This window comes from Rhodopseudomonas sp. BR0M22 (assembly GCF_010907035.1).
GTDB lineage: Bacteria > Pseudomonadota > Alphaproteobacteria > Rhizobiales > Xanthobacteraceae > Rhodopseudomonas.
Genome location: NZ_QUMK01000006.1, coordinates 79,997 through 101,048 on the forward strand (window position 1 = coordinate 79,997; position 21,052 = coordinate 101,048).

The window sequence follows — 21,052 nt, forward strand, 5'->3', positions numbered from 1 at the left end:
CTGGCGGCGCGGTGTATTTCGGCTGTCGGCGTGCGCCGGCCGCTTCCCCTGCTGTTCCCAAATCCCCATCTTTATGAATGGATTGCTGGCAAGGAACATAGCCGACACTGTCGAGTTGGGGACGCAGACAAGAATTGGAGGCTTTTATGGCCAACGACACGCGCAGCCTGGATGAAATTCGCCGTGACACCGAGCGTACCCGGGCCGGCCTGACCGAGACCGTAGGCCAATTGCGGGCCACGGTCACTCACACCGCCAACGACGTGCGGGAGAAATACTCGCCGACGGCGATCAAGGCCGAGGTCAACAGCTACATCAAGTCCCGCGGCGAAGAGATCGCCGACGGCGTCCGCGACTCGATCCGCAACAATCCGGTGCAGGCGGTGGCTGTCGGAGCGACGCTGGCCTATCCGCTGTGGAAGATCGTCCGTGCGATCCCGACCCCGGTGCTGATGATCGGTGCCGGGCTGTATCTGGCCGGCACTCGGTCGGGCAACGAGCTGACGCAGCGCGCATCCGATAAGGCCCGAGATCTCGCCGGCGACCTCGAACGCCGCGCGCGCGACTTCTCGGCCGATGCCGCCGATACGGCTGCCGCAGCGCGGGAATACGCGTCCGGCGCGATCGATGCCGCGGGTGAGGTGGTGGCGAGCCGCGCCGAGCAATTCCGCCAGACTGCGACCGAGACCGCCGTCGATCTGAAGCGTAAGGGAGAGGATCTCAGCCGCAGCGTGGCCCAAGGTAGCGACGAGCTGCGTCGCCGTGCCAGCCTTGCCGGCGCGGAGATTGCGGGCGAGGCCGAGCAGCTCGCCGTGCGCGGGGCCGGGCTCGCCGGTGCGGTGTCGGGCACCGTGCGGGATGCGGCCGATCAAGTCCGGGAACGTGCCGGTGACGCGGCAAGCCGGTTGCGGGAGACCATCTCCGACACCCGCGATGCCGGCGTCGATGCCGCGGCGCGGCTGCGCGATCAGGCGATCGACTTCGGCGATCGGGCCGGCAAGACGGCGAAACAGACCTTCACCGATCATCCGCTGCTGGTGGCCGGCGCCGGTCTGCTGGTCGGCGGATTGATCGCCAGCGCCTTTCCGCGTGTCCGCGCCGGTGGTAAGCGCGTCGGTCGGCAGGTCGGCGAGCGGGCCAAGGATGTGGTCGCGCGCGGGGTCGATAAGGGCCGTGCTGCTTACGAAGGCGCGGCGCGCGAAGCGGAGCAGCAGGGATTGACCGGCGAGGATCTGGCCGCGAACGTCCGTGAGCTCGGTCAGCGTGTTCGCAAGGTGGCCGAAGCCGCCGCCACCTCGTTCGAGGCGCCGTCGCCCTCGCACAATAAGCATTGATCGGAGACACCTCAGATGGCTGAGCAGATCGTCAAGACTTCCAGCGGGAGCGGCGGCGGCAGTATCGGACGCGAGCAGCCGCCGAAGCCGGCCAAGAAGGACCCTGCGGATCGGTCCGTCTTGTCCCGCGCCGTCGAAGCCGAGCAGGACATCAAGGAGCGGATCGTGGGTATTGTGAGCCATTCGGCAGAAGCGGCCCGCGCCAAGGCCGAGGAGTTCGCCGAAACCGCGAAGGACTTCGCGGCAGAGGCCGGCGAATCCCTGAAACACCGCGCCTACGAAGAGAAGCAGGCCGGCGCTGACTACGTCGCCAACATCGCCGATGCGATCCGGCGCGCCTCGCGCGAATTCGACGATGATCTGCCGATCGCGGGTGTCTACATGCGCAAGGCGGCCGCGAAGGTCGAGGACATCTCGGACACCGTGCAGCGCGGTGACCTGTCCGACCTGGTCCACGGCGTGCAGGATTTCGCGCGCCGGCAGCCGACGGTGTTTCTCGGCCTTGCAGTTCTCGCCGGCTTCGGCGCGGTGCGCTTCTTGAAGAGTTCGCGGCCCTCGCAGGACGATCGCGTCTCCGCTGCCGATACCAATCGGAGGTTCGACGATGACACCGCCGAATAATCGCTCGATCCCAGATCTGGTCGGCGACGCCTTCACCCAGTTCGCCAAGCTGGTGAGCAACGAGTTCGAGCTGGCTCGCGCCGAGATCTCCGACAAGTTCGGTCAGATCGGTCGGGCTGTCGCGCTGATCGGTGCCGGCGCGGTGATTTTGATTCCAGGCCTGGTGGTGCTGCTGATGGCGGGCGCGGCAGCGCTGGTCGAGCACGGGTTCAGTTCGTCGATCGCGTATCTGATCGTCGGCGGCTGCACCACCGGCCTCGCGGCGTTGCTGATCGGATTTGGTGCCAACAGGTTGTCGCCCGAGGCGCTGAAGCCCGAAATGACGATCGAGCAGTTGCAGCGCGACAAGGAAGCGGCCGGGGAGATGATCCGATGACCAAGAAGAATGGCTTGCCCTTGATCGCCGATCTCGGCGGCGCGATGCGACGCAATCCGGTCTCCACCGCGCTGATCGGCATGGGGCTGTTGTGGCTATTCACCGGCGACCGCGCTAAGGCGGGCGCGTCCCGTCTGGTGCACGGCAGCGGCCTCGATCGCGTACCGGACGTCGCCAGCGACGCGATCGAGCGCGTCGGCGAACGCTTCGCGGATGTCGGCGACAAGTTGTCGGACGTGCGCGACAATGCCGCGACTGCGGCGACCGAAACGGTGCGGCTGGCGCGCGAGCGCGGCGCCGAGGCGTTCGATCGTGCGTCTGAATTCGGGCGGGCAATTCCCGAGACCGGTGCGGATGTGTTCGAAAGCGTCAAGACCAAGCTCGGCGATCTGTTCGAGGATCAGCCGCTGCTGCTCGGCGCGATCGGCGTCGCGATCGGCGCCGGCATCGCCGCCTCGCTGCCGGCCACCGAAACCGAACGCGAATTGTTCGGCGACACCAGTGAGGCGGTGAAGGCTCAAGCGCGCGAATACGCGCGGCAGCAGGCGGCGCGTGCCAGCGAAATGGCGCGCGATGTCGCCGATGCCGCGGCCGAAGAAGCCCGCCGCCAGGGACTGACGCCCGAGGCCGCGATGGCGGCGGCGCGCGACATTGCGACCAAGGCCAAGCGGGTCGCCGAGGCGGCCGAAGACAACGTTCGGCTGGAGTGATCGATGGCAAACGACAAGGCACCCGACGATCGCCCCGACGATGCGATGAAGAGCGGGACGCGCGAGCCCTGGAAGAAGCCGGGACAAAGCTCGCAGGTCGATGACCAGAATCCGCCCGACAAGCCGGATCTGGAACGCTGGCAGAACTCCGAGACGCACTAAAAGTCGACATCCATCCAACAGTCGGGATCAAATGACCGCTGCGGAGCCGAGCATTGCCGCGCGCCGAGCATGGCGCGCATCTGAACGTCGTCGCCCGAAAGAGGCGCGGCGGCAATCCGACTCGCCGTGGCAGGTCCTGAGCGGAGAGTGGAAGGCAGTCGCGACCGGCACCTACGCGCGTATCAACGACGATCGGCTGTTCTTGGTCGCTGCCGGCGTGGTGTTCTATTGGCTGCTCGGTCTGTTTCCGGCGATCACTGCGCTAGTGTCTTCCTATGCGCTGTTCGCCGACGCCGGCACGATCAGCGGACACCTCGCACAATTATCGGGCGTCGTGCCGGCAGGCACCTATTCGGTGATCGAGGACCAGGTCGGACGTGTGCTCGCCAATGGCCAGACCAGGCTCGGCTTCGCTTTCCTGATCAGCCTGTCGCTAGCGCTGTGGAGCGCAAATGGCGGCGTCAAGGCGATCATCGACGCGCTGAATGCGGTTTACGATGTCGAGGAACAGCGCGGCTTCATCAAGCTCAACGCGTTCTCTCTGCTGCTCACCTGCGGAGCGCTGTTCGCGGTGCTGGCGTCGATCGGCCTGGTGATCGCGGCCCCGATCGTGCTGTCGCAAATCGGGCTCGGCAGTCTCGTGGCGGTGACGGTCGACTACGGCCGTTGGCCGGCGCTGGCGGCTTTGACGTTTTGCGGACTTGCACTGTTGTATCGAACAGCCGCGAATCGTCCGTCCCCACCGTGGCGCTGGGTCGTGCCGGGCAGCCTAGTGGCGACGCTGAGTTGGCTAGGAGGCTCGGCGGTGCTGTCCTATTATCTGGCCAACTTCGCCGACTATAACGCGACCTACGGGTCGCTCGGCGCGGCGATCGGTCTGATGATCTGGATGTGGATGACGGCGATCGTGGTGTTGGTCGGAGGCGAGTTCAACGCCGCGATCGAAGCCTGCGCCGGCCGCCTCGGCCGTGCCGACGACGCGTCGGCCAGCTCTTAGAGCAGTACTGTTTTTCATAGAACCAGAGTTGGTCCGCATCGCCTGCCACACGCACAACCTCATGGTGAGGAGGCGCGTAGCGCCGTCTCGAACCATATGACGCAGGGAATGCGTTGCCCATCCTTCGAGACGCCCGGCTTCGCCGGTCTCGTCAGGATGAGGACTCAGTGCCTTCGGAAAGGTCGGATCGTTTCAATCAAATGATGAACCGCTCAAAAGGCGGCGTGTGCTGCAATAGCCATTCGATGGTTCGATGGCAGCCTCAATCCCGACGGCTGGCGCTGGTGGCGATCGCGGCTGCGGCAGTGCGGTTCTCGACGCCGAGCTTGGCGTAGATCTGCTCGAGATGCTTGTCGACGGTGCGCGGGCTGAGGCCCAGAATCTGCGCGATGTCGCGGTTGGTCTTGCCTTTGGACAGCCACGCCAGCACTTCGCTTTCGCGACTTGTCAAGCCGAACTCCGCGGAGAATTGCGCCGGCGCATCGGTGGCGGTGTCGCGCGCCAGCCGCAGCAGGAATTCGTTGGGGCCGAGCTTGCCCATGTATTGGAGCCGCAGTTCGTCGTTGCGCAGCATCGAGGACTTCATCGGCGTCTTCGGCTGGGCGAGGCCGGTGTGCAGTTGCTCCAGCCATTCCAGCCACGGCTTAGGCAGGTCGAGCCGGATGCCGTCATCCGCCGTATCGTCGACGGCGATCAGCTTCTGTGCCTGCGGGGTCGCCCACAGCACCTTGCCGAGACGGTCGACCGCGAGCAGGAAGCGCCCCGATACGTCGAGGGCGGCGCGGGCGCTCTGGCTGACCCGCGCGTTGTTGAGGTGCACACGGATCCGCGCCAGCATCTCGACGATCGCAATCGGTTTGGTGACGTAGTCGACGCCGCCGGCCTCCAGCCCGCGAACGATGTGCTCGGACTCCGACAGGCCGGTCATGAAGATCACCGGCACGTCGGACAGTCCCGGGCTGCGCTTCAATCGCCGGCAGGTTTCGAATCCGTCCATGCCGGGCATCACCGCGTCGAGCAGAATGATGTCGGGCGTGATCTGCTCGACGATCCGCATCGCCGCAGCGCCGTCGAGCGCGACCATCACCGTCATCCCGGCGCCGTCGAGCGCGTCGGTCAGCATCCGCAACGTCTCTGGAGAGTCGTCGACGATCAGAGCGATATCGCGCTTCTTCATATCATTGTTCATGGCGATACAGCGTGTTCAGCGTCTTCATGTAGGTATCGAGGTCGAATTGCTCCACCATCGTTCGCATCCGAGATACGAACGCCCAGGTCTCCGGATAATCGGTGTGGATCTGATCGAGCTTCGACTCGATGCCGCGGATGTAGCCGATCTTGCCGAGCTCGATCAATTCCTCGACGTGCTGCATCGGCGGGTGTTGAATCTCGCCGGAGTTCTCCGCTGCCGCAGTGGCTTCGCCCTTGTAGATCCAGTCGATCTTGAGGAGCTGGCCGATCAGTTCGAGCAGCCGTGGAATGTCGACCGGCTTCATCAGATAGGCGTCGTGGAACGATTGCGACAACAGCGTGCCGTGCGCCTCCAGCGCGCTCGCCGACAGCATCAGGATTCGCGCGTGATGGTGGCCTTGGGTACGCAGCGTTTCCGCAACCGTCCAGCCGTCCATCCCCGGCATCGAGATGTCGAGCAGGAACAAATCGGGTTGGCAGTGTTCGGCAAGATCGATGCAGGAATAACCGTCGGTCGCCACCAGCACGATGAAGCCGAGCGGAGCCAGCGTGTCCTGCAACAGGCCACGCTGCGCCGGATCGTCGTCGGTGACCAGGATGGTCTTGCGCGGGCCGTGATAGCCGAACACCGGAGCGCGGATCGAGCGGGTGCGGGTCGGGTTGGTCACCTCCGACAGCAGCAGCTTGACGCGGAACACCGAGCCCTTGCCGGGCGTCGATGCGACGGTGAGATCGCCGCCCATCACGCCGGCGAGCAGCTTGCTGATGGTGAGGCCGAGGCCGGTGCCGCTGTGCGGCTGTGCGGCGCCGAGCGCACCGCGCTCGAAGGGTGCGAAGATCCGCTCGAGATCGTCGGCGTGGATGCCGGGTCCGGTGTCGCGCACTTCGAGTTCGGCGACCGGGTTGCGGTAGTGCACGATGAAATGCACGCTGCCTTCCTGCGTGAACTTGATGGCGTTGGACAGCAGGTTGATCAGCACCTGGCGCAGCCGCTTCTCGTCGGCATAGACCATCGGCGGCAGATATTGCGGCCGCTTGAACACGAACTCGACGTCCTTGGCGGCGGCCTGCAGCCGGAACATGCCGACGAGCTGATCCAGGAACTCGCCGAAGCGCACCTCGTCGCGCGACAGATACAGCCGTCCGGCCTCGATCTTCGAGATATCCAGCAGGCCGTCGATCAGGCCGGACAGATGATCGGCGCTGCGCCGCATCAGACGGATCTGATCACGCGGCCGCGGCGGCAGGCTGTTGTCCTGCTCGAGCAGTTGCGCGTAGCCGCTGATCGCGTTGAGCGGCGAGCGCAGCTCGTGGCTGAGGCCGACGACGTAGCGGCTCTTGGCGAGGTTGGCGGATTCGGCCGCCTCCTTGGCGCGCTGCAGTTCGGCATCGGTCTGGCGGTGAGCGTCGATTTCCTGCATCAGCAATTGCGTTTGCCGCCGCGTCTCGGCCTCCGCCGCCTGCCGGCTCAGCCGCGCCAGCACGAACAACCAGCTCACCACACCGACGATGATGGTGAGCGCGAAGAACAGCTTCCAGAGAATTTCGGCCAGCTCGATCCGCTGCGCCTCGTTGGCGGTTCCGACCTGCAGATAGATCAGCAGCAGCGATAAGCCGATCAGTCCGGTCGAAACGGCGAATACAGTGAGATAGTGCCCCACCTGCGAATTCAGCAGCGCGTAGGCGCGCTGCGGCAGGACCTTGCCGAGCGCGTCGGTCAATTGTGCGTCGATCCGTGCGTGAGGTTTGCACAAGTCGTGGCAGCGGGCATCCAGCGAGCAGCACAGTGAGCAGATCGGCCCGGCATAGGCCGGGCAGGAGGCCATGTCCTCCGGCTCGAACGAATGCTCGCAGATGCAGCACTTGATCGCCTCCATGCCCTGCCAGGCGCGCTTCGGATTGCGCGCCAGGTAGAACCGGCCGCCGGTCGCATAAGCGATCACCGGGGCGGTGACGAAGGCGACCGTGAGAGCCACGAACGGTGCCAGCGCATTGGCGGTCGGCCCGAAGACGCCGTAGAACGCGCTGATCGACACGACGGTCGCGATCGTCATCGAGCCGACGCCGACCGGATTGATGTCGTACAGATGCGCGCGCTTGAACTCCATGTGGCGCGGGCGCAGCCCGAGCGGCCGGTTGACCACGAGATCCGACACCAGCGCGCCGACCCAGGCGATCGCCACGTTCGAGTACAGCGCCAAGGTATGCTCCAGCGCCTTGTAGACGCCGATCTCCATCAGCAGCAGCGCCACCAGCACGTTGAACACCAGCCAGACGACGCGCCCGGGATGGCTGTGGGTCAGCCGCGAGAAGAAGTTGGACCAGGCGATCGAGCCTGCATAGGCGTTGGTGACGTTGATCTTGATCTGCGACAGGATCACGAACGCGCCGGTCAACGCCAGCACCAGGCCGGGCTGATCCAGCACCGTGCGAAACGCTTCGAGATACATGTGGGCCGGCTCGGCCGCTTGATCCGGCGGCGCACCGCGGCTGAGTGCGAAATAAGCCAGGAACGATCCGGCCAACAGCTTGAGGGCGCCAGGCACGATCCAGCCGGGGCCGGCGCTGATCATCGCGATCCACCAGGCGCCGCGCGAGGCGCGACGATCGCGCGGCAGGAACCGCAGAAAGTCGACCTGCTCGCCGATCTGCGCCACCAGCGCGAACACCACCGAGGCCGCAGTGCCGAACAGCACCAGGTCGAGCTTGCCGTCCGGGCTGCCGTGCTGACCGGCGAATTGGGTCCAGCCGACAAAGGATTCCGGGCTCTTGATCGCGATCGCCGCGAACGGGAGGATATGCAGCAGCACCCAGAACGGCTGGGTCCAGAGCTGGAACCGGCTGATCAGCGTGATCCCGTAGGTCACCACCGGAATGATCACCACCGCGCTGAAGAAGTAGCCGACCGGCAGCGGCAGGCCGAAACACAGTTCCAGCGCGTTGGCGAGGATCACTGCCTCGATGGCGAAGAAGATGAAGGTGAACGAGGCGTAGATCAACGACGTGACGGTTGAGCCGATGTAGCCGAAGCCGGCACCGCGGGTCAGAAGGTCGATGTCGACGCCGCATTTGGCCGCGTGATAGGCGATCGGCAGGCCGCAGCAGAAGATGATCACGCCGCACACCAGGATCGCCGCCGTGGCGTTGGTGACGCCGTAGTTCAACGTGATGGTGCCGCCGATCGCTTCCAGTGCCAGGAACGAGATCGCGCCGAGCGCGGTGTTGGCGACGCGCGCCGCCGACCACCGGCGCGAGCTCTTTGCGGTGAAGCGAAGCGCGTAGTCCTCCAGGGTCTGGTTGGCGACCCACTGATTGTACTGGCGCCGGACGCGATCTATGCGCTGCCGCCCCGCCACGCGCTTCTCCTCGTCTCTGCTCGACCCTAGCGCCAATCCGCCGGCGACACTGCCGGTTTTGCCGTCACGGCGCGCGTAATTTGTCGGCCTCAAGCTCGTTGTTGCGTCACCGGACTAAGCCCCGGCGCTTGCCAAAAAACCTACGTCGCGATCTTGCGATGCAACATACGTGATCTTGCGTATCGGTCCAGCCGCCGAATTCGTCGATCGTTTCCCCGACTGTACTCGCGTCCACGAACCACGAAGGGGTAGTTAATGTCAGACGAAACCAAGACGGGCCTGAACTCGCCGCTTCGGCGTAAACTGCTGATGGGGATGGCGGCGATCCCCGCCCTCACGATGCTGCCGCGGACCTCGTTCGCCGATGTGCCTGCAACTTCTGCGGTCAATACGACGGGACTCGCGGTGACGGATACTGAGGTCACGGTCGGTATCCTGCACTCGGTCACCGGCACCATGGCGATCTCCGAGACCGGCTCGGTGCAGGCCGAGAAGCTGGCGATCGAGCAGATCAACGCCGCCGGCGGCGTGCTTGGCCGCAAGATCAAGTTCGTGCAGGAAGACGGTGCCTCCGACTGGCCGACCTTCGCCGAGAAGGCCAAGAAGCTGCTGGTCAACGACAAATGCGCCGCCGTGATGGGCTGCTGGACGTCGGCCTCGCGCAAGGCGGTGCTGCCGGTGTTCGAACAATACAACGGCATGCTGTACTACCCGACCTTCTACGAAGGTCTCGAGCAGTCCAAGAACGTGATCTACACCGGTCAGGAAGCCACCCAGCAGATCATCGCCGGTCTGGACTGGGTCAACAAGACCAAGAACGCCAAGAGCTTCTATCTGCTCGGCTCCGACTATATCTGGCCGCGCACCTCGAACAAGATCGCCCGCAAGCACATCGAGAACCATCTGACGGGCTGCAAGGTCGTCGGCGAGGAGTACTTCCCGCTCGGCCACACCCAGTTCAACTCGGTGATCAACAAGATCAAGCTCACCAAGCCGGACGTGATCTACGCGATCATCGTCGGCGGCTCGAACGTGGCCTTCTACAAGCAGCTCAAGGCGGCCGGCATCGACCTGTCGAAGCAGACGCTGCTGACCATCTCGGTGACCGAGGACGAAATCGACGGCATCGGCGGCGAGAACATCGCGGGCGCCTACGCCTGCATGAAGTACTTCCAGTCGCTCGATAATCCGAACAACAAGGCGTTCGTCGAGGCGTTCCACAAGATGTGGGGGCCGAAGACGGTGATCGGAGACGTCACCCAGGCTGCCTATCTCGGCCCGTGGCTGTGGAAATTGACCGTCGAGAAGGCCGGCTCGTTCGACGTCGACAAGATCGCGGCGGCGTCTCCGGGGGTCGAATTCAAGGGCGCGCCGGAAGGCTACGTGCGGATCCACGAGAACCATCACCTCTGGTCCAAGACCCGCGTCGGCCGCGCCAAGGCGGATGGTCAGTACGAACTGGTCTATGAGACCGCCGATCTGGTCGAACCCAACCCGTTCCCGAAGGGCTACCAGTAAGCGTCGGCAGGCGCCGCCTCCGCACACTGCGTCATGCGCGGGCTCGACCCGCGCATCCATCTCCTTCTCGAGAAGATGGATCGCCGGGGCAAGCCCGGCGATGACGCTGGGGGTGTCGAGGGGCGCCGGCGACTTCACAGCGTCCGGATCAATTCAATCTCAGGGAAGCGAATCATGTTCGGCGATTACTCGTTAAGCGATCTCGGCGCGATCTTCGCGATGCAGGGCTTCGCGGGACTCATTCTGTTTTCCGTCTACGTGCTGATGGCGCTCGGGCTGGCGATCATCTTCGGCCAGATGGGCGTCATCAACATGGCGCACGGCGAGTTCATGATCCTGGGCGCCTACGTCACCTGGATGACGTCGAACTTCTTCCAATCCTACCTGCCGTCGCTGTTCGCCGGCTACTTCTTCATCGCGATGATCCTGGCGTTTCTCGCCTCCGGGGCGCTGGGGATGCTGGTGGAGTGGGCGTTGATCCGCCACCTCTACAAGCGCCCGCTCGACACCCTGCTGGCGACCTGGGGCCTGTCTCTGATCCTGCAGCAGGCCTATCGGTCGATCTTCGGCGCGCGCGAGGTCGGCGTCGAGCTGCCGCAATGGATGCTCGGCTCCAAGCAGGTCACCGACACCATCGAAATTCCGATCAACGGCATGTTCGTGATGGCGCTCACCGTGCTGATCACTCTCGCCGTGTCCTACGTGTTGTTCTGGTCGCGCTGGGGCCGTCAGGTGCGCGCGGTGGTGCAGAACCGGGTGATGGCCGGCGCTGTCGGCATCAACACCGAGAAGGTCGACCGCTACACGTTCGGCCTCGGCTGCGGCATCGCCGGCATCGCAGGCTCGGCCTTCACCATGATCGGCTCGACCGGGCCGACCTCCGGCCAGCTCTACATCGTCGACACCTTCCTGGTCGTGGTGTTCGGCGGCGCCGCCAGCCTGTTCGGCACCATCGCGTCCGCTTTCAGTATCTCGCAGGCCCAGTCGACCATGGAGTTCTTCATGTCCGGCTCGATGGCCAAGGTGCTGACCCTGCTCGCCATCGTCGCGATCCTGATGGTGCGGCCGCAAGGTCTGTTCGCCCTCAAGGTCCGCAAGTAACAGGAGCCACCGTCATGGAAAGCCCACGCTTTCTCAGTCGCACCGATCTGCTCGGTCTCGCCGTGCTCGCCCTGCTGCTGGTGGTCATCCTGCCGCTGTCCTTGGACGTGTTCCGCCTCAACCTGGTCGCGAAGTATCTGACCTACGCCTTCGTCGCGCTCGGACTGGTGCTGTGCTGGGGCTTCGGCGGCATCCTCAGCCTGGGCCAGGGGGTGTTCTTCGGTCTCGGCGGCTACTGCATGGCGATGTATCTCAAGCTGGAGGCCTCCAGCGTCGAGAACACCAAGATCCAATCGACCCCGGGCATCCCGGATTTTATGGACTGGAATCAGATCACCCACATCCCGTGGTTCTGGCAGCCGTTCCACAGCCTCACTCTGACGGTGATCGCCATTCTGGTGGTGCCCGCGGTGTTCGCCTTCCTGATCGGCGCGGCGATGTTCAAGCGCCGGGTCGGCGGCGTCTACTTCGCGATCATCACCCAGGCGATCGCCGCGATCATGACCATCCTGATCATCGGACAGCAGGGCTACACCGGCGGCATCAACGGCATCACCGATCTGCGCACGCTGAAGGGTTGGGACATCCGTCCCGACCACGCCAAGGTGGTGTTGTACTTCGTCGAGGTCGCGTTCCTGTTCGGCTGCATCCTGCTGGCGCTGTTCGTGCGGCATTCCAAGCTCGGCCGCATCCTGGTGGCGATGCGCGAGAAGGAGGACCGGGTGCGGTTCTCCGGCTACAGCGTCGCCAACTTCAAGATCTTCGCGTTCTGCCTCGCGGCGATGTTCGCGGCGGTCGGCGGCGCGATGTTCACCCTCAATGTTGGGTTCATGTCGCCGTCGTTCGTCGGCATCGTGCCGTCGATCGAGATGGTGATCTACACCGCGGTCGGCGGCCGGCTGTCGATTTTCGGCGCCGTCTACGGCGCGCTGCTGGTCAACTTCGCCAAGACCAGCTTGTCGGAATCGTTCCCCCAGCTCTGGCTGTTCGGCCTCGGCGCCTTGTTCATCGCGGTGGTGCTGATCTTCCCGAACGGTCTGGCGGGGATCTGGCGCGACTACGTCCAGCCGTTGTTCGCCAAGCTGCTCGACAGGCGCAAGCCCGGACCGGGTCACAATGGCGGCACGCTCGGCCCGGTCGCCGACGGCGCACCGGCAGAATGAGGAGGGGACCATGCTGATCGGCCATCAACAACCCGACTTCCTGCTGGCGGTGGAAGGACTCACCGTCTCGTTCGACGGCTTCAAGGCGGTGAACGACCTGTCGTTCTACGTCGAAGAGAACGAGATCCGCGTGATCATCGGTCCCAACGGCGCCGGCAAGACCACGGTGCTGGATCTGATCTGCGGCAAGACCAAAGCGACCGCCGGTGCGATCCACTTCCGCGGCAAGGATCTCACCAAGATGAAGGAGAACCAGATCGTTCAGGCCGGGGTGGGGCGCAAGTTCCAGACGCCGTCGATCTACGAAGACCTCACGGTGTTCGAGAATCTGGAGATCTCCTATCCGCAGGGGCGCTCGGTGTTCGGCGCGCTGTCGTTCCAGCGCACGCCGGCGGTGCGGGAGCGCGTCGAGGAAGTCGCCGAAGCGATCTTCCTGAAGGACAAGCTCGGCATGAGCGCTGATCTGCTCAGTCACGGCCAGAAGCAGTGGCTCGAGATCGGCATGCTGCTGATCCAGGATCCCGATCTGTTGATGCTCGACGAGCCGGTCGCCGGCATGAGCGTGTCGGAGCGGATCAAGACCGCAGAGCTGCTGCACACCATCATCAAGGACCGCTCGGTGCTGGTGATCGAGCACGACATGAAGTTCGTCGAAGACATCGCCCACAAAGTCACCGTGCTGCACCAGGGGCAGATCCTGTCAGAAGGCACGATGGAGACGGTCAAGAACGACCCCAAGGTCATCGAAGTGTATCTGGGTCACTAAAGGAGGCGGACATGCTCGCTATCAACGATCTGCACGTCGCCTACGGCCAGAGCGAGGTGTTGCACGGGCTCAATATCGATGTCGCGCCGAACGAGATCGTCGCGATCATGGGCCGCAACGGCATGGGCAAGACCACGCTGATGAAGTCGCTGATGGGCATCATCCCGCAGCGCAAGGGCTCGATCGCGATGAACGGCACCGAACTCGGGGGCCTGAAGAGCTACGAGCGCGTCGCCAAGGGGCTCGCCTACGTGCCGCAGGGCCGGATGATCTTCTCCACCATGACGGTGAAGGAGAACATCGAAACCGGGCTTGCAGCCTCCGGCGACAGTGAAGTGCCGGCCGACATCTACGAGCTGTTCCCGGTGCTGCTCGAAATGAAGGGGCGTCGCGGCGGCAATCTGTCGGGTGGCCAGCAACAGCAACTGGCGATCGCGCGTGCGCTCGCCACCAGGCCGAAGGTGCTGCTGCTCGATGAGCCGACCGAAGGCATTCAGCCGTCGATCATTCGCGAGATGGCGCGCACCTTGAAGCGTATCCGCGACAGCCGCGGCCTGTCGATCATCGTCTCCGAACAGGTGCTGAGCTTCGCGCTCGACGTCGCCGATCGGGTGCTGGTGATCGAAAACGGCGAAATCGTTCGCGACGAGCCGCGCGCTGGCGTCGATGAGGCGCAGGTCGCGAAATATCTGTCCGTTTAATTCTCCACCGTCCACTGGTCAAAAGGGAGCTTCCGATGCCAGAGACACTGATCAAGGTCGATCTCACGCAATCCGCTTACGACAACGAGATGGTCCACAATCGCTGGCATCCGGACATTCCGATGGCGGCGTGGGTCAATCCCGGCGACGACTTCATCGTCGAGACCTATGATTGGACCGGAGGCTTCATCAAAAACAACGACAGCGCCGACGACGTTCGCGACATCGACCTGTCGATCGTGCACTTCCTGTCCGGCCCGATCGGCGTCAAGGGCGCCGAGCCCGGCGACCTGCTGGTCGTCGATCTGCTCGACGTCGGCCCGATGAAGGAGAGCCTGTGGGGCTTCAACGGCTTCTTCTCCAAGCAGAACGGCGGCGGATTCCTCACCGATCACTTCCCGCTGGCACAGAAGTCGATCTGGGACTTCAAGGGCATGTATACCTCGTCGCGCCACATCCCGGGCGTGAACTTCGCCGGCCTGATCCATCCCGGCCTGATCGGCTGTCTGCCCGATCCGAAGCTGTTGGCGACCTGGAATGATCGTGAGACCGCGCTGATCGCCACCAACCCGACCCGCGTCCCTGGCCTCGCCAATCCGCCGTTCGGGCCGACCGCCCACATGGGTAAGCTCAAGGGTGACGACAAGGCCAAGGCTGCGGCCGAAGGCGCCCGCACCGTGCCGCCGCGCGAGCACGGCGGCAACTGCGACATCAAGGATCTGTCGCGCGGTTCGAAGATCTACTTCCCGGTCTATGTGCCGGGTGGCGGCCTGTCGATGGGCGATCTGCACTTCAGCCAGGGCGACGGCGAGATCACCTTCTGCGGCGCGATCGAGATGGCCGGCTGGCTGCACATCAAGGTCGACATCATCAAGGACGGCGTCTCGAAATACGGCATCAAGAATCCGATCTTCAAGCCGTCGCCGGTGACGCCGAACTACAAGGACTACCTGATCTTCGAGGGCATCTCGGTCGACGAAGCCGGCCAGCAGCACTACCTCGACGTCACCGTGGCGTATCGTCAGGCCTGCCTCAACGCCATCGAGTATCTGAAGAAATTCGGCTACTCGGGCGCCCAGGCCTATTCGATCCTCGGCACCGCGCCGGTGCAGGGCCATATCTCGGGCGTCGTCGACGTCCCGAACGCCTGCGCCACGCTGTGGCTGCCGACCGAGATCTTCGACTTCGACATGATGCCGACCTCGGCCGGCCCGGTGAAGGCGATCAAGGGCGGCATCGACATGCCGATCTCGCCGGACAAGTAAGCGAAAAGAGTCCGATCCGAGGCCCGTCCACGTCATTGCGAGGAGCGAAGCGACGAAGCAATCCAGAAGCCCAGTGCACCAACTTGGATTGCTTCGCTTCGCTCGCAATGACGGGGAGAGTCTTCAATCGGGCTCTCAGACTTCCCTGCGCGACGGGGGCGGGACGGTGCGTATCTGCCGCCCCGCCCCAGCGCAGGAGCCAAGATCGTCAGCGCAAGGGAAACGACGATGCCTGTCTACGAATACATGTGCGACGCCTGCGGGCCGTTCACCGATCTGCGGCCGATGGCCGAATGCGACGACCCGCAGCTCTGCCCGAGCTGCGAGACCTCGTCGCCGCGCGTCATCCTGACCGCGCCGAACTTCTCCTGCATGCCGGCGTCGCAGCGCGCCGCTCACGCCACCAACGAGAAGAGCCGCAACGCGCCGATGAGCGTCGGCGAATACAAGGCCAAGCACGCCCCTGGCTGCGGCTGCTGCTCCGGCCTGAAGAAGCCTGCCCGGCTGCAGACCCGCACCAAGAGCGGCGCCAAAGGCTTCCCCACCGCGCGGCCTTGGATGATCAGCCACTGAGACCGCGCCGGGAGCCGGGCGGCGTCAGAAGTTGAGCGTCACATTCAGTTGCTGCCCGACCTCGAGCCGATGGCCGAAGCCCTTGGCAATGGCGGCGTAGTTGCCGAACTTTACCCCTGGCTCGGTCTTGCGATAGGCCGTCAGCGTCGCCAGCGGCTCGGTGCCGAACTCGGCGGCGTCCTGATCGATGGTGGTGAGGTTGCAGCGATAGCACAGGTCGACGAAGCGCAGTTCGACGCCGCCGGCGCTGGCGGTCGCGAAGAAGTCTTCGTCGTAGGCGGCGACGCCCGATACCACGATGTTCGGCCGGAAACGATTGACCGGAAGTGGTTTGTCCAGGCGACGATTGAGGTCGTCGAGCGAGGCCTGCGACACGACGAGGACGCCGAAATTGTCGACGAAGCTCGTCGGCGCGTCGTCGCGGCTGGGATACTGCACGCCGCCTTTGCGCAGGAAGCTCGGCTCCTGGGCGACAAAGCGGTGCGGCGCCCCGAGATAGTCGCTGATCCAGGTGTCCGCGGCGCGGCCGACGCCGCGCGCCGGAATGGTTTCTCCGAAGATCACCACATCGACGTTGGCCGCGACCTCGCCGGTCGACAGGTCGAGCGACGCGTAACCTTCCGCGGCGAGCGTGACGCCGCCGTCGTGCAGCGTCGGGCGCAATAGAGCGAGCCGCGGCTGCTCGCGCTGGGTGACGAACATCCCATCGCCGTCGACGATCATCCAATGCCGGTCCAGCGCTAGGCCGGTCGGTGCGATCGCGGCGCCCGTCACCCGCGCGCCGCCACAGGATTTCACCGGGTAGATGTAGATGTCCGAAATAGTCGTCATGCTGTTGCGCCTTTGTTGAGGACCTGAGCGTCTACGGCCGGCGGTGGGACGAGGTTGAAGCTGTCGGCGAAGAAGCGCGCGGGCGGAACGCCACCTTCGATCGCGACATCTTCCATGGCGCGGACCAGCAAGGGGTTGCCGCAGGCATAGACGTCGAACTGGCACAGGTCCGGCACGTCGCTCCGGACGATGTCGTGAACGAAGCCGGATCGTCCGCGCCACTGCGGGTCGTCGTCGGACACCACCTGCACGCAGCGGAAGTCGGCGAATGCCGGCGCGACTTCGTCGACCTGGTTGCTCGCGTAGAACTCGCGTGCGTTCCTGCAGCCCCAATACAGGCGGATCGGCTGGCGCGGAGCCGCCGGCGCCAGCGCCTGCAGCATGCCGACGATCGGCGCCATGCCGGTGCCGCCTGCTACGAACAGCATCGGGCGCTGGTCGTCGGCGATGCCGAAATCGCCGAACGGCCCCGCCAGTCTCAGGATCTCCCCTTCCGTCAGCGCCTCGAACACGTGACCCGTGAATTGGCCGTTCTGGACGCGGCCGATATGCAGGTCGATCGTGCCGTCAGCGCGGGGCGCGTTGGCGATCGAGAACGAGCGTAGGCGTCCCTCCCATTCGATGCCGACGAATTGCCCGGGTCTGAAGGCCGGAGATAGGCCCGGCGGAAACCGGAGCGTCAGCCCGGAGACGCTCGGAGACAATCTCTGCAGTCTCACCACACGGGCCGGCACCGTCGCGGCCGGTTGATCGTTTCGCTGCGCGATCTGGGTGGCCTTGATGGTCAGATCCGAGCGCGCATAGGCGCAGCACAGCAGCGCCTTGCCGAGCGCCAGATCGGTCCGGGTGAGGGCGCTGGCGCGGTCGTCGTGGTCGACCACGCCGGCCACGACCTCGCTTTTACAGGCCCCGCATGTCCCGTTCTCGCAGGCGCTCGCCAGGTTGATGGCCTGGCGCTTGGCCGCTGCCAGAATGGTCTCGCCGCTCTTGCAGGAGAATGACTTTCCGCTTGGGATCAGGACGACTTGCATCGATGCGTTGTCTCGTGACGTTGCCAAACCCTAAGCCCGACGCTAGGACCAGTGAATGGTCCAATTTTTTGTTGTTGTATGGTCCAAGGGGGCGGTGTGAGGCGGCGTGGCGAACGACTGGAAAGCCCTGCTGGCACCGCGGATTTCGCTGAACGGTGCGACCCCGGTTTATCTGCAGATCGCCCAGACGGTGATCGAAGAGATCCGGCGCGGTCGGCTGGCGCCGCAGGATGTTCTCCCGAGCAGCCGCGAACTCGCTACGAGTCTCGCGATCAACCGCAAGACCGTGATCGCCGCGTATCAGGAGCTGGAAACGCAAGGTTGGCTCTCGACCAGCGGCACGCGGGGGACGTTCGTGGCCACCCGGCTACCAGTCATAGCCGAAGACCCGGGGCCTTCCTCCGCGCCGAGGTCGTCGCGCGATCCGGCGCGCTTTGCCGGCCGGCTCCGCCCCGGCGTCGAGATTCCCGCGGTGTATCCGACCCCGTCGTCGGTCTGCCTGGACGACGGCATTCCTGATACCAGGCTGTTTCCAGCTCAATCCTATGCGCGCGCGTATCGTCAGGCGCTGTTGTTCGGCGGCCGACGTGGCAGTCTCGGCTATGGCGATCCTCGCGGGCTGGAGATGCTTCGCGCACAGATCGCCCAGATGCTCAATGCCGAACGCGGTCTGGTAAGTGCGGCCGAAAACATCTGTCTCACGCGCGGCAGTCAGATGGCTTTGTTCGTCATCGCACGCATCATCACCTCACCCGGCGACAAGGTGGTGGTGGAGGAACTGACCTACCCGCCTGCCAGAGAGGCGTTTCGCTCTGCCGGCGCCGAGATCCTGAGCGTCCGGCTGGATGAGGACGGCGTTGATGTCGAGCATCTCAAGCAGTTGTGTCGGCGTAACAAGATCCGTGCGATCTATCTCACGCCCAATCATCAATTTCCCACCACGGTGCTGATGAAGCCAGAGCGGCGGTTACGCCTGTTGAGCCTGTCGGATCAGTTCGGTTTCGCGATTGTGGAGGACGACTACGATCACGAATTCCATTTCCGTCATCGTCCGCTGTTTCCGCTCGCCAGCGTGGCACCCGACAAGACGTTCTATATCGGATCGATGTCCAAGCTGCTCGCGCCGACCTTGCGGCTCGGCTACATCGTTGCGCCGGCCAAGGTGATCGACCGCGCCGCGCAGGAAGTGCTGCTGATCGATCGCCAGGGCGATCAGGTGACTGAAGCAGCGGTCGCCGCGCTGATGTCCGCCGGCGAGATCAGGCGTTTCGCTCGCAAGGCGCTCGGGATCTATCGCGAGCGGCGCACGCATTTCGCAGAGTGCCTGCAGGCGGAATTGGGCGACGAACTCACATTCAGGCCGCCCGACGGGGGGCTCGCTTTCTGGCTCGGGTTTCGCGATCTGCGGAAGCTCGATCGGCTCGAACGAAACGGCAACCGCCTGCAGTTTCTGCCGTCGCGCTGTTTCGGGGACGGCTCGGCCAACAGGGGGCTTCGCCTCGGTTTCGCCGCGCTCGACCGAACCGAGGCGAAGACGGCGATCCGGTTGCTGCGCGAGGGGATCGTCGGGTAGTTCTGTTCCGGCGCTCGAAGCGGTGGGGCGCGCGTGGCGACCGCCTATCCGGCGACCACGGCCGCAACGCCGAGCAGAAAGCCGATCTCGAACAACTGCTCGCTGGCGCCGAGCACGTCGCCGGTGTAGCCGCCGATCAGGCGCTTGGCCCATCCGGCCATCGCGGCGGCAAGCGCACTGCCGGCCGCAAGGCCGAGCACGACCGCGATCGGCGAGACCAACAGCAGCGGCAGCGCGCCGAGCGCGACCGCGACTGCGCCGAGCACCAGCTCGTCCTTGCGCAGTGTGGTGTCGGCGTAGCTCGCCTTCATCGCCGCGGTGTTGCCAGCGTAGCTCATGAGATGCGCCACCAGGCAGGACGCGCCGCGCGACGCGGCGTGGCAGGCGACCAAAGCGGCCAGCGCCGCCCACAGCGGCAATAGCGCCAGCGCCGCGACCCGCAGCGCGACCCCGATGCCGAGCGCGAGCGCGCCATAGGTGCCGATCCGGCTGTCCTTCATGATATCGAGCCGGCGTTCCACGGTCCAGCCGCCGCCAAACGCGTCGAAGGTGTCGGCGAGCCCGTCCTCGTGGAAGGCGCCGGTCAGTGCGATCGAGGCGGTGACCGCGAACAGCGCGCCGAGTGTCGCCCCGAACAGCGAGGTGCCGACAATCATCGCCGCCGCCGACACCACGCCGATGCCGACTCCGACCACCGGAAAGAACGTCATCGCCCGCATCAGCCAGTCGGGCTCCGGCGCGCGGTCGGCGCTCGGCACCGGCAGGATTGTCAGAAAGCGCACGGCGTCGAGCAATTGCGCCCGTGTCGGCGTCGGCCGCGAGAGGTGAGGGGAGTCGGTCATGGATTTGCCTTTGCGGAAGTCGCCGTACTGCGCGCCCCTGCGGTTGCGGTCAAGCGCCAGCGTGTGCTGAGGGCTGTTGCCGCGCAGTCCCTTGGTGCCTGGTTGCCGTCGCTGCGACCTTGCGCCGGCTGTGACGACCCGCCGCAGCCAAACGGCTACCCCCTTGATAGAGGTCAATGTGACGGTCGGACGCCGGCAGCTACCCTTTGTCAGTCTCGATCCAGATGGGGTACGCTGCGCGACGATGCGTTGTGAACGAAACAGCGACGGCCGGACGCACTCCGCAGCACTACGCCTGTGGCTCGGAGCGTTGATTTGCGCCTGCGCGTTCGCGGTGCTCGTTCTCGGCAGCGCGCCGGTCGCTTCGGCCGACACTGGGCCGCATGCGCAGCTCGTATTCGTCAAGACGCCGCTGCCGGTGCCGCCGCTGAATCTCAGCGACGATCCGGAGATCATGACCACGGACAGCGCCAGTGCGCTGATGCCGTTGTCGTTCAGAACTGCCGATTGTCATCCGTCGACCCGCGTGCGCCTGCCGCTGGCCGAACCGATGCTCGATCGCAGCGAGCCTCCGCAGCTTCGGCCACCGATCGCCGCCTAGTCGGCCGCGATCTCGTCTGCCGCCGTGATCACCCAACGTGCGAGCCGTCGACCGGCGGCACAAGGCGCCGTGATGCGCCCCGCCTGATCGCCGTGCGCCAGACGAAGCTCCGGCTTCGCTCGATTCCCGACACACCGCGCTGTGAGCCCGATCAGATCTAGATCGGACGAAAAGCCGAGGCCATCGACGCCCGAGCTGGGTGTCCTGTCTCCGGCCGCAGAATTCCTTCCGAGTCTTCGACGCCGAGACATCACATGACCGAACTTCTGCAAGCCGACATCAAGGGCCCGAACGATCAGGCCGCCGAGGAGATGTGGCACGCGGTCGATGCCGACCCTGT

At 64.9% G+C, this 21,052-nt stretch carries 21 protein-coding genes; 15 read left to right on the forward strand and 6 right to left on the reverse strand.

Translation table 11 applies throughout. The annotated features are described in order from the left end of the window. Nucleotides 1-146 precede the first annotated feature (146 nt). Genes DY468_RS03310 through DY468_RS03335 form a run of 6 tightly spaced genes read left to right on the forward strand, consistent with a single transcriptional unit; the run spans nucleotide 147 to nucleotide 4,200 of the window. Nucleotides 147-1,334, forward strand: coding sequence for a hypothetical protein (locus DY468_RS03310; protein WP_164602372.1), 1,188 nt, complete (start codon nucleotides 147-149; stop codon nucleotides 1,332-1,334). A 15-nt stretch (nucleotides 1,335-1,349) separates the two neighbouring features. Beyond that, the gene (locus tag DY468_RS03315; RefSeq protein WP_164602374.1) at nucleotides 1,350-1,955 is read left to right on the forward strand and encodes a hypothetical protein; all 606 of its coding nucleotides are present in this window, start codon (nucleotides 1,350-1,352) and stop codon (nucleotides 1,953-1,955) included. Next, nucleotides 1,939-2,331, forward strand: coding sequence for a phage holin family protein (locus tag DY468_RS03320; RefSeq protein WP_164602376.1), 393 nt, complete (start codon nucleotides 1,939-1,941; stop codon nucleotides 2,329-2,331). The genes DY468_RS03315 and DY468_RS03320 overlap by 17 nt, the downstream gene beginning before the upstream one ends. Then, nucleotides 2,328-3,041 (forward strand): hypothetical protein, encoded by a 714-nt coding sequence (locus DY468_RS03325; protein WP_164602379.1) that lies wholly within the window; start codon nucleotides 2,328-2,330, stop codon nucleotides 3,039-3,041. The genes DY468_RS03320 and DY468_RS03325 overlap by 4 nt, the downstream gene beginning before the upstream one ends. A 3-nt stretch (nucleotides 3,042-3,044) precedes the next feature. Then, the gene (locus DY468_RS03330) at nucleotides 3,045-3,203 is read left to right on the forward strand and encodes a hypothetical protein (protein ID WP_164602380.1); all 159 of its coding nucleotides are present in this window, start codon (nucleotides 3,045-3,047) and stop codon (nucleotides 3,201-3,203) included. A gap of 31 nt (nucleotides 3,204-3,234) precedes the next feature. After that, complete coding sequence (locus tag DY468_RS03335; protein ID WP_164602382.1) at nucleotides 3,235-4,200, forward strand: YihY/virulence factor BrkB family protein; 966 nt, start codon at nucleotides 3,235-3,237, stop codon at nucleotides 4,198-4,200. Nucleotides 4,201-4,462: 262 nt separating this feature from the next. Here the strand turns inward: DY468_RS03335 and DY468_RS03340 are convergent, their stop codons facing one another. Further along, complete coding sequence (locus tag DY468_RS03340) at nucleotides 4,463-5,389, reverse strand: response regulator transcription factor (protein ID WP_164602384.1); 927 nt, start codon at nucleotides 5,387-5,389, stop codon at nucleotides 4,463-4,465. After that, nucleotides 5,379-8,747, reverse strand: a complete 3,369-nt coding sequence (locus DY468_RS03345) for a hybrid sensor histidine kinase/response regulator (RefSeq protein ID WP_164602386.1) — start codon at nucleotides 8,745-8,747, stop codon at nucleotides 5,379-5,381. The genes DY468_RS03340 and DY468_RS03345 overlap by 11 nt, the downstream gene beginning before the upstream one ends. A 255-nt stretch (nucleotides 8,748-9,002) precedes the next feature. On the opposite strand from DY468_RS03345, the gene urtA reads away from it, so the two are divergent. The 7 genes from urtA (at nucleotide 9,003) to DY468_RS03380 (ending at nucleotide 15,834) form a co-directional block, all read left to right on the forward strand. Then, complete coding sequence (gene urtA / locus DY468_RS03350) at nucleotides 9,003-10,265, forward strand: urea ABC transporter substrate-binding protein (RefSeq protein ID WP_164602388.1); 1,263 nt, start codon at nucleotides 9,003-9,005, stop codon at nucleotides 10,263-10,265. Nucleotides 10,266-10,439: 174 nt separating this feature from the next. Next, entirely contained in the window at nucleotides 10,440-11,366 is a 927-nt protein-coding gene (gene urtB, locus DY468_RS03355; RefSeq protein ID WP_164602390.1) for an urea ABC transporter permease subunit UrtB, read from the forward strand. A gap of 14 nt (nucleotides 11,367-11,380) precedes the next feature. Continuing rightward, nucleotides 11,381-12,529, forward strand: a complete 1,149-nt coding sequence (gene urtC / locus DY468_RS03360; protein WP_164602392.1) for an urea ABC transporter permease subunit UrtC — start codon at nucleotides 11,381-11,383, stop codon at nucleotides 12,527-12,529. Between the two features lie 10 nt (nucleotides 12,530-12,539). Further along, nucleotides 12,540-13,295, forward strand: a complete 756-nt coding sequence (gene urtD / locus DY468_RS03365) for an urea ABC transporter ATP-binding protein UrtD (protein ID WP_164602394.1) — start codon at nucleotides 12,540-12,542, stop codon at nucleotides 13,293-13,295. Between the two features lie 11 nt (nucleotides 13,296-13,306). Then, entirely contained in the window at nucleotides 13,307-13,996 is a 690-nt protein-coding gene (urtE, locus tag DY468_RS03370; protein ID WP_164602396.1) for an urea ABC transporter ATP-binding subunit UrtE, read from the forward strand. 35 nt (nucleotides 13,997-14,031) lie between these two features. Then, nucleotides 14,032-15,261 (forward strand): formamidase, encoded by a 1,230-nt coding sequence (gene fmdA, locus DY468_RS03375; protein ID WP_164602397.1) that lies wholly within the window; start codon nucleotides 14,032-14,034, stop codon nucleotides 15,259-15,261. A gap of 228 nt (nucleotides 15,262-15,489) precedes the next feature. Continuing rightward, the gene (locus tag DY468_RS03380; RefSeq protein ID WP_164602399.1) at nucleotides 15,490-15,834 is read left to right on the forward strand and encodes an FmdB family zinc ribbon protein; all 345 of its coding nucleotides are present in this window, start codon (nucleotides 15,490-15,492) and stop codon (nucleotides 15,832-15,834) included. Between the two features lie 24 nt (nucleotides 15,835-15,858). Here the strand turns inward: DY468_RS03380 and DY468_RS03385 are convergent, their stop codons facing one another. Both DY468_RS03385 and DY468_RS03390 read right to left on the reverse strand, forming a co-directional pair. Then, nucleotides 15,859-16,665, reverse strand: coding sequence for an MOSC domain-containing protein (locus DY468_RS03385; RefSeq protein ID WP_164602401.1), 807 nt, complete (start codon nucleotides 16,663-16,665; stop codon nucleotides 15,859-15,861). Continuing rightward, nucleotides 16,662-17,696, reverse strand: coding sequence for a 2Fe-2S iron-sulfur cluster-binding protein (locus DY468_RS03390; RefSeq protein WP_164602402.1), 1,035 nt, complete (start codon nucleotides 17,694-17,696; stop codon nucleotides 16,662-16,664). Before DY468_RS03390 ends, DY468_RS03385 begins: the two co-directional genes overlap by 4 nt. A 106-nt stretch (nucleotides 17,697-17,802) precedes the next feature. Here DY468_RS03390 and DY468_RS03395 point away from each other — a divergent pair, with 106 nt between their 5' ends. Then, the gene (locus DY468_RS03395; RefSeq protein ID WP_164602404.1) at nucleotides 17,803-19,269 is read left to right on the forward strand and encodes an aminotransferase-like domain-containing protein; all 1,467 of its coding nucleotides are present in this window, start codon (nucleotides 17,803-17,805) and stop codon (nucleotides 19,267-19,269) included. Nucleotides 19,270-19,313: 44 nt separating this feature from the next. Here the strand turns inward: DY468_RS03395 and cobS are convergent, their stop codons facing one another. After that, nucleotides 19,314-20,111 carry an adenosylcobinamide-GDP ribazoletransferase gene (gene cobS / locus DY468_RS03400; protein ID WP_164602406.1) on the reverse strand — a complete coding sequence of 266 codons (798 nt, stop codon included), beginning with the start codon at nucleotides 20,109-20,111 and terminating at the stop codon, nucleotides 19,314-19,316. A gap of 130 nt (nucleotides 20,112-20,241) precedes the next feature. Between cobS and DY468_RS03405 the strand changes: the two genes are divergently transcribed. Further along, entirely contained in the window at nucleotides 20,242-20,712 is a 471-nt protein-coding gene (locus tag DY468_RS03405; RefSeq protein WP_349644238.1) for a hypothetical protein, read from the forward strand. Here the strand turns inward: DY468_RS03405 and DY468_RS24580 are convergent. Next, on the reverse strand, nucleotides 20,709-21,052 hold a 344-nt coding region (locus DY468_RS24580; RefSeq protein ID WP_205511866.1), incomplete at its 5' end, for a hypothetical protein. The genes DY468_RS03405 and DY468_RS24580 overlap by 4 nt on opposite strands.

What these genes read in the sequence shown, in the direction of transcription:
- DY468_RS03380 (WP_164602399.1), top strand. Translation starts at nt 15,490, where the DNA reads ATGCCTGTCTACGAATACATGTGCGACGCCTGCGGGCCGTTCACCGAT.
- urtD (WP_164602394.1), top strand. Translation starts at nt 12,540, where the DNA reads ATGCTGATCGGCCATCAACAACCCGACTTCCTGCTGGCGGTGGAAGGA.
- DY468_RS03340 (WP_164602384.1), bottom strand. Translation starts at nt 5,389, where the DNA reads ATGAACAATGATATGAAGAAGCGCGATATCGCTCTGATCGTCGACGAC.
- DY468_RS03325 (WP_164602379.1), top strand. Translation starts at nt 2,328, where the DNA reads ATGACCAAGAAGAATGGCTTGCCCTTGATCGCCGATCTCGGCGGCGCG.
- DY468_RS03385 (WP_164602401.1), bottom strand. Translation starts at nt 16,665, where the DNA reads ATGACGACTATTTCGGACATCTACATCTACCCGGTGAAATCCTGTGGC.
- urtC (WP_164602392.1), top strand. Translation starts at nt 11,381, where the DNA reads ATGGAAAGCCCACGCTTTCTCAGTCGCACCGATCTGCTCGGTCTCGCC.
- urtB (WP_164602390.1), top strand. Translation starts at nt 10,440, where the DNA reads ATGTTCGGCGATTACTCGTTAAGCGATCTCGGCGCGATCTTCGCGATG.
- DY468_RS03315 (WP_164602374.1), top strand. Translation starts at nt 1,350, where the DNA reads ATGGCTGAGCAGATCGTCAAGACTTCCAGCGGGAGCGGCGGCGGCAGT.
- urtA (WP_164602388.1), top strand. Translation starts at nt 9,003, where the DNA reads ATGTCAGACGAAACCAAGACGGGCCTGAACTCGCCGCTTCGGCGTAAA.
- DY468_RS03330 (WP_164602380.1), top strand. Translation starts at nt 3,045, where the DNA reads ATGGCAAACGACAAGGCACCCGACGATCGCCCCGACGATGCGATGAAG.
- fmdA (WP_164602397.1), top strand. Translation starts at nt 14,032, where the DNA reads ATGCCAGAGACACTGATCAAGGTCGATCTCACGCAATCCGCTTACGAC.
- DY468_RS03320 (WP_164602376.1), top strand. Translation starts at nt 1,939, where the DNA reads ATGACACCGCCGAATAATCGCTCGATCCCAGATCTGGTCGGCGACGCC.
- DY468_RS03310 (WP_164602372.1), top strand. Translation starts at nt 147, where the DNA reads ATGGCCAACGACACGCGCAGCCTGGATGAAATTCGCCGTGACACCGAG.
- DY468_RS03335 (WP_164602382.1), top strand. Translation starts at nt 3,235, where the DNA reads ATGACCGCTGCGGAGCCGAGCATTGCCGCGCGCCGAGCATGGCGCGCA.
- cobS (WP_164602406.1), bottom strand. Translation starts at nt 20,111, where the DNA reads ATGACCGACTCCCCTCACCTCTCGCGGCCGACGCCGACACGGGCGCAA.
- DY468_RS03390 (WP_164602402.1), bottom strand. Translation starts at nt 17,696, where the DNA reads ATGCAAGTCGTCCTGATCCCAAGCGGAAAGTCATTCTCCTGCAAGAGC.
- urtE (WP_164602396.1), top strand. Translation starts at nt 13,307, where the DNA reads ATGCTCGCTATCAACGATCTGCACGTCGCCTACGGCCAGAGCGAGGTG.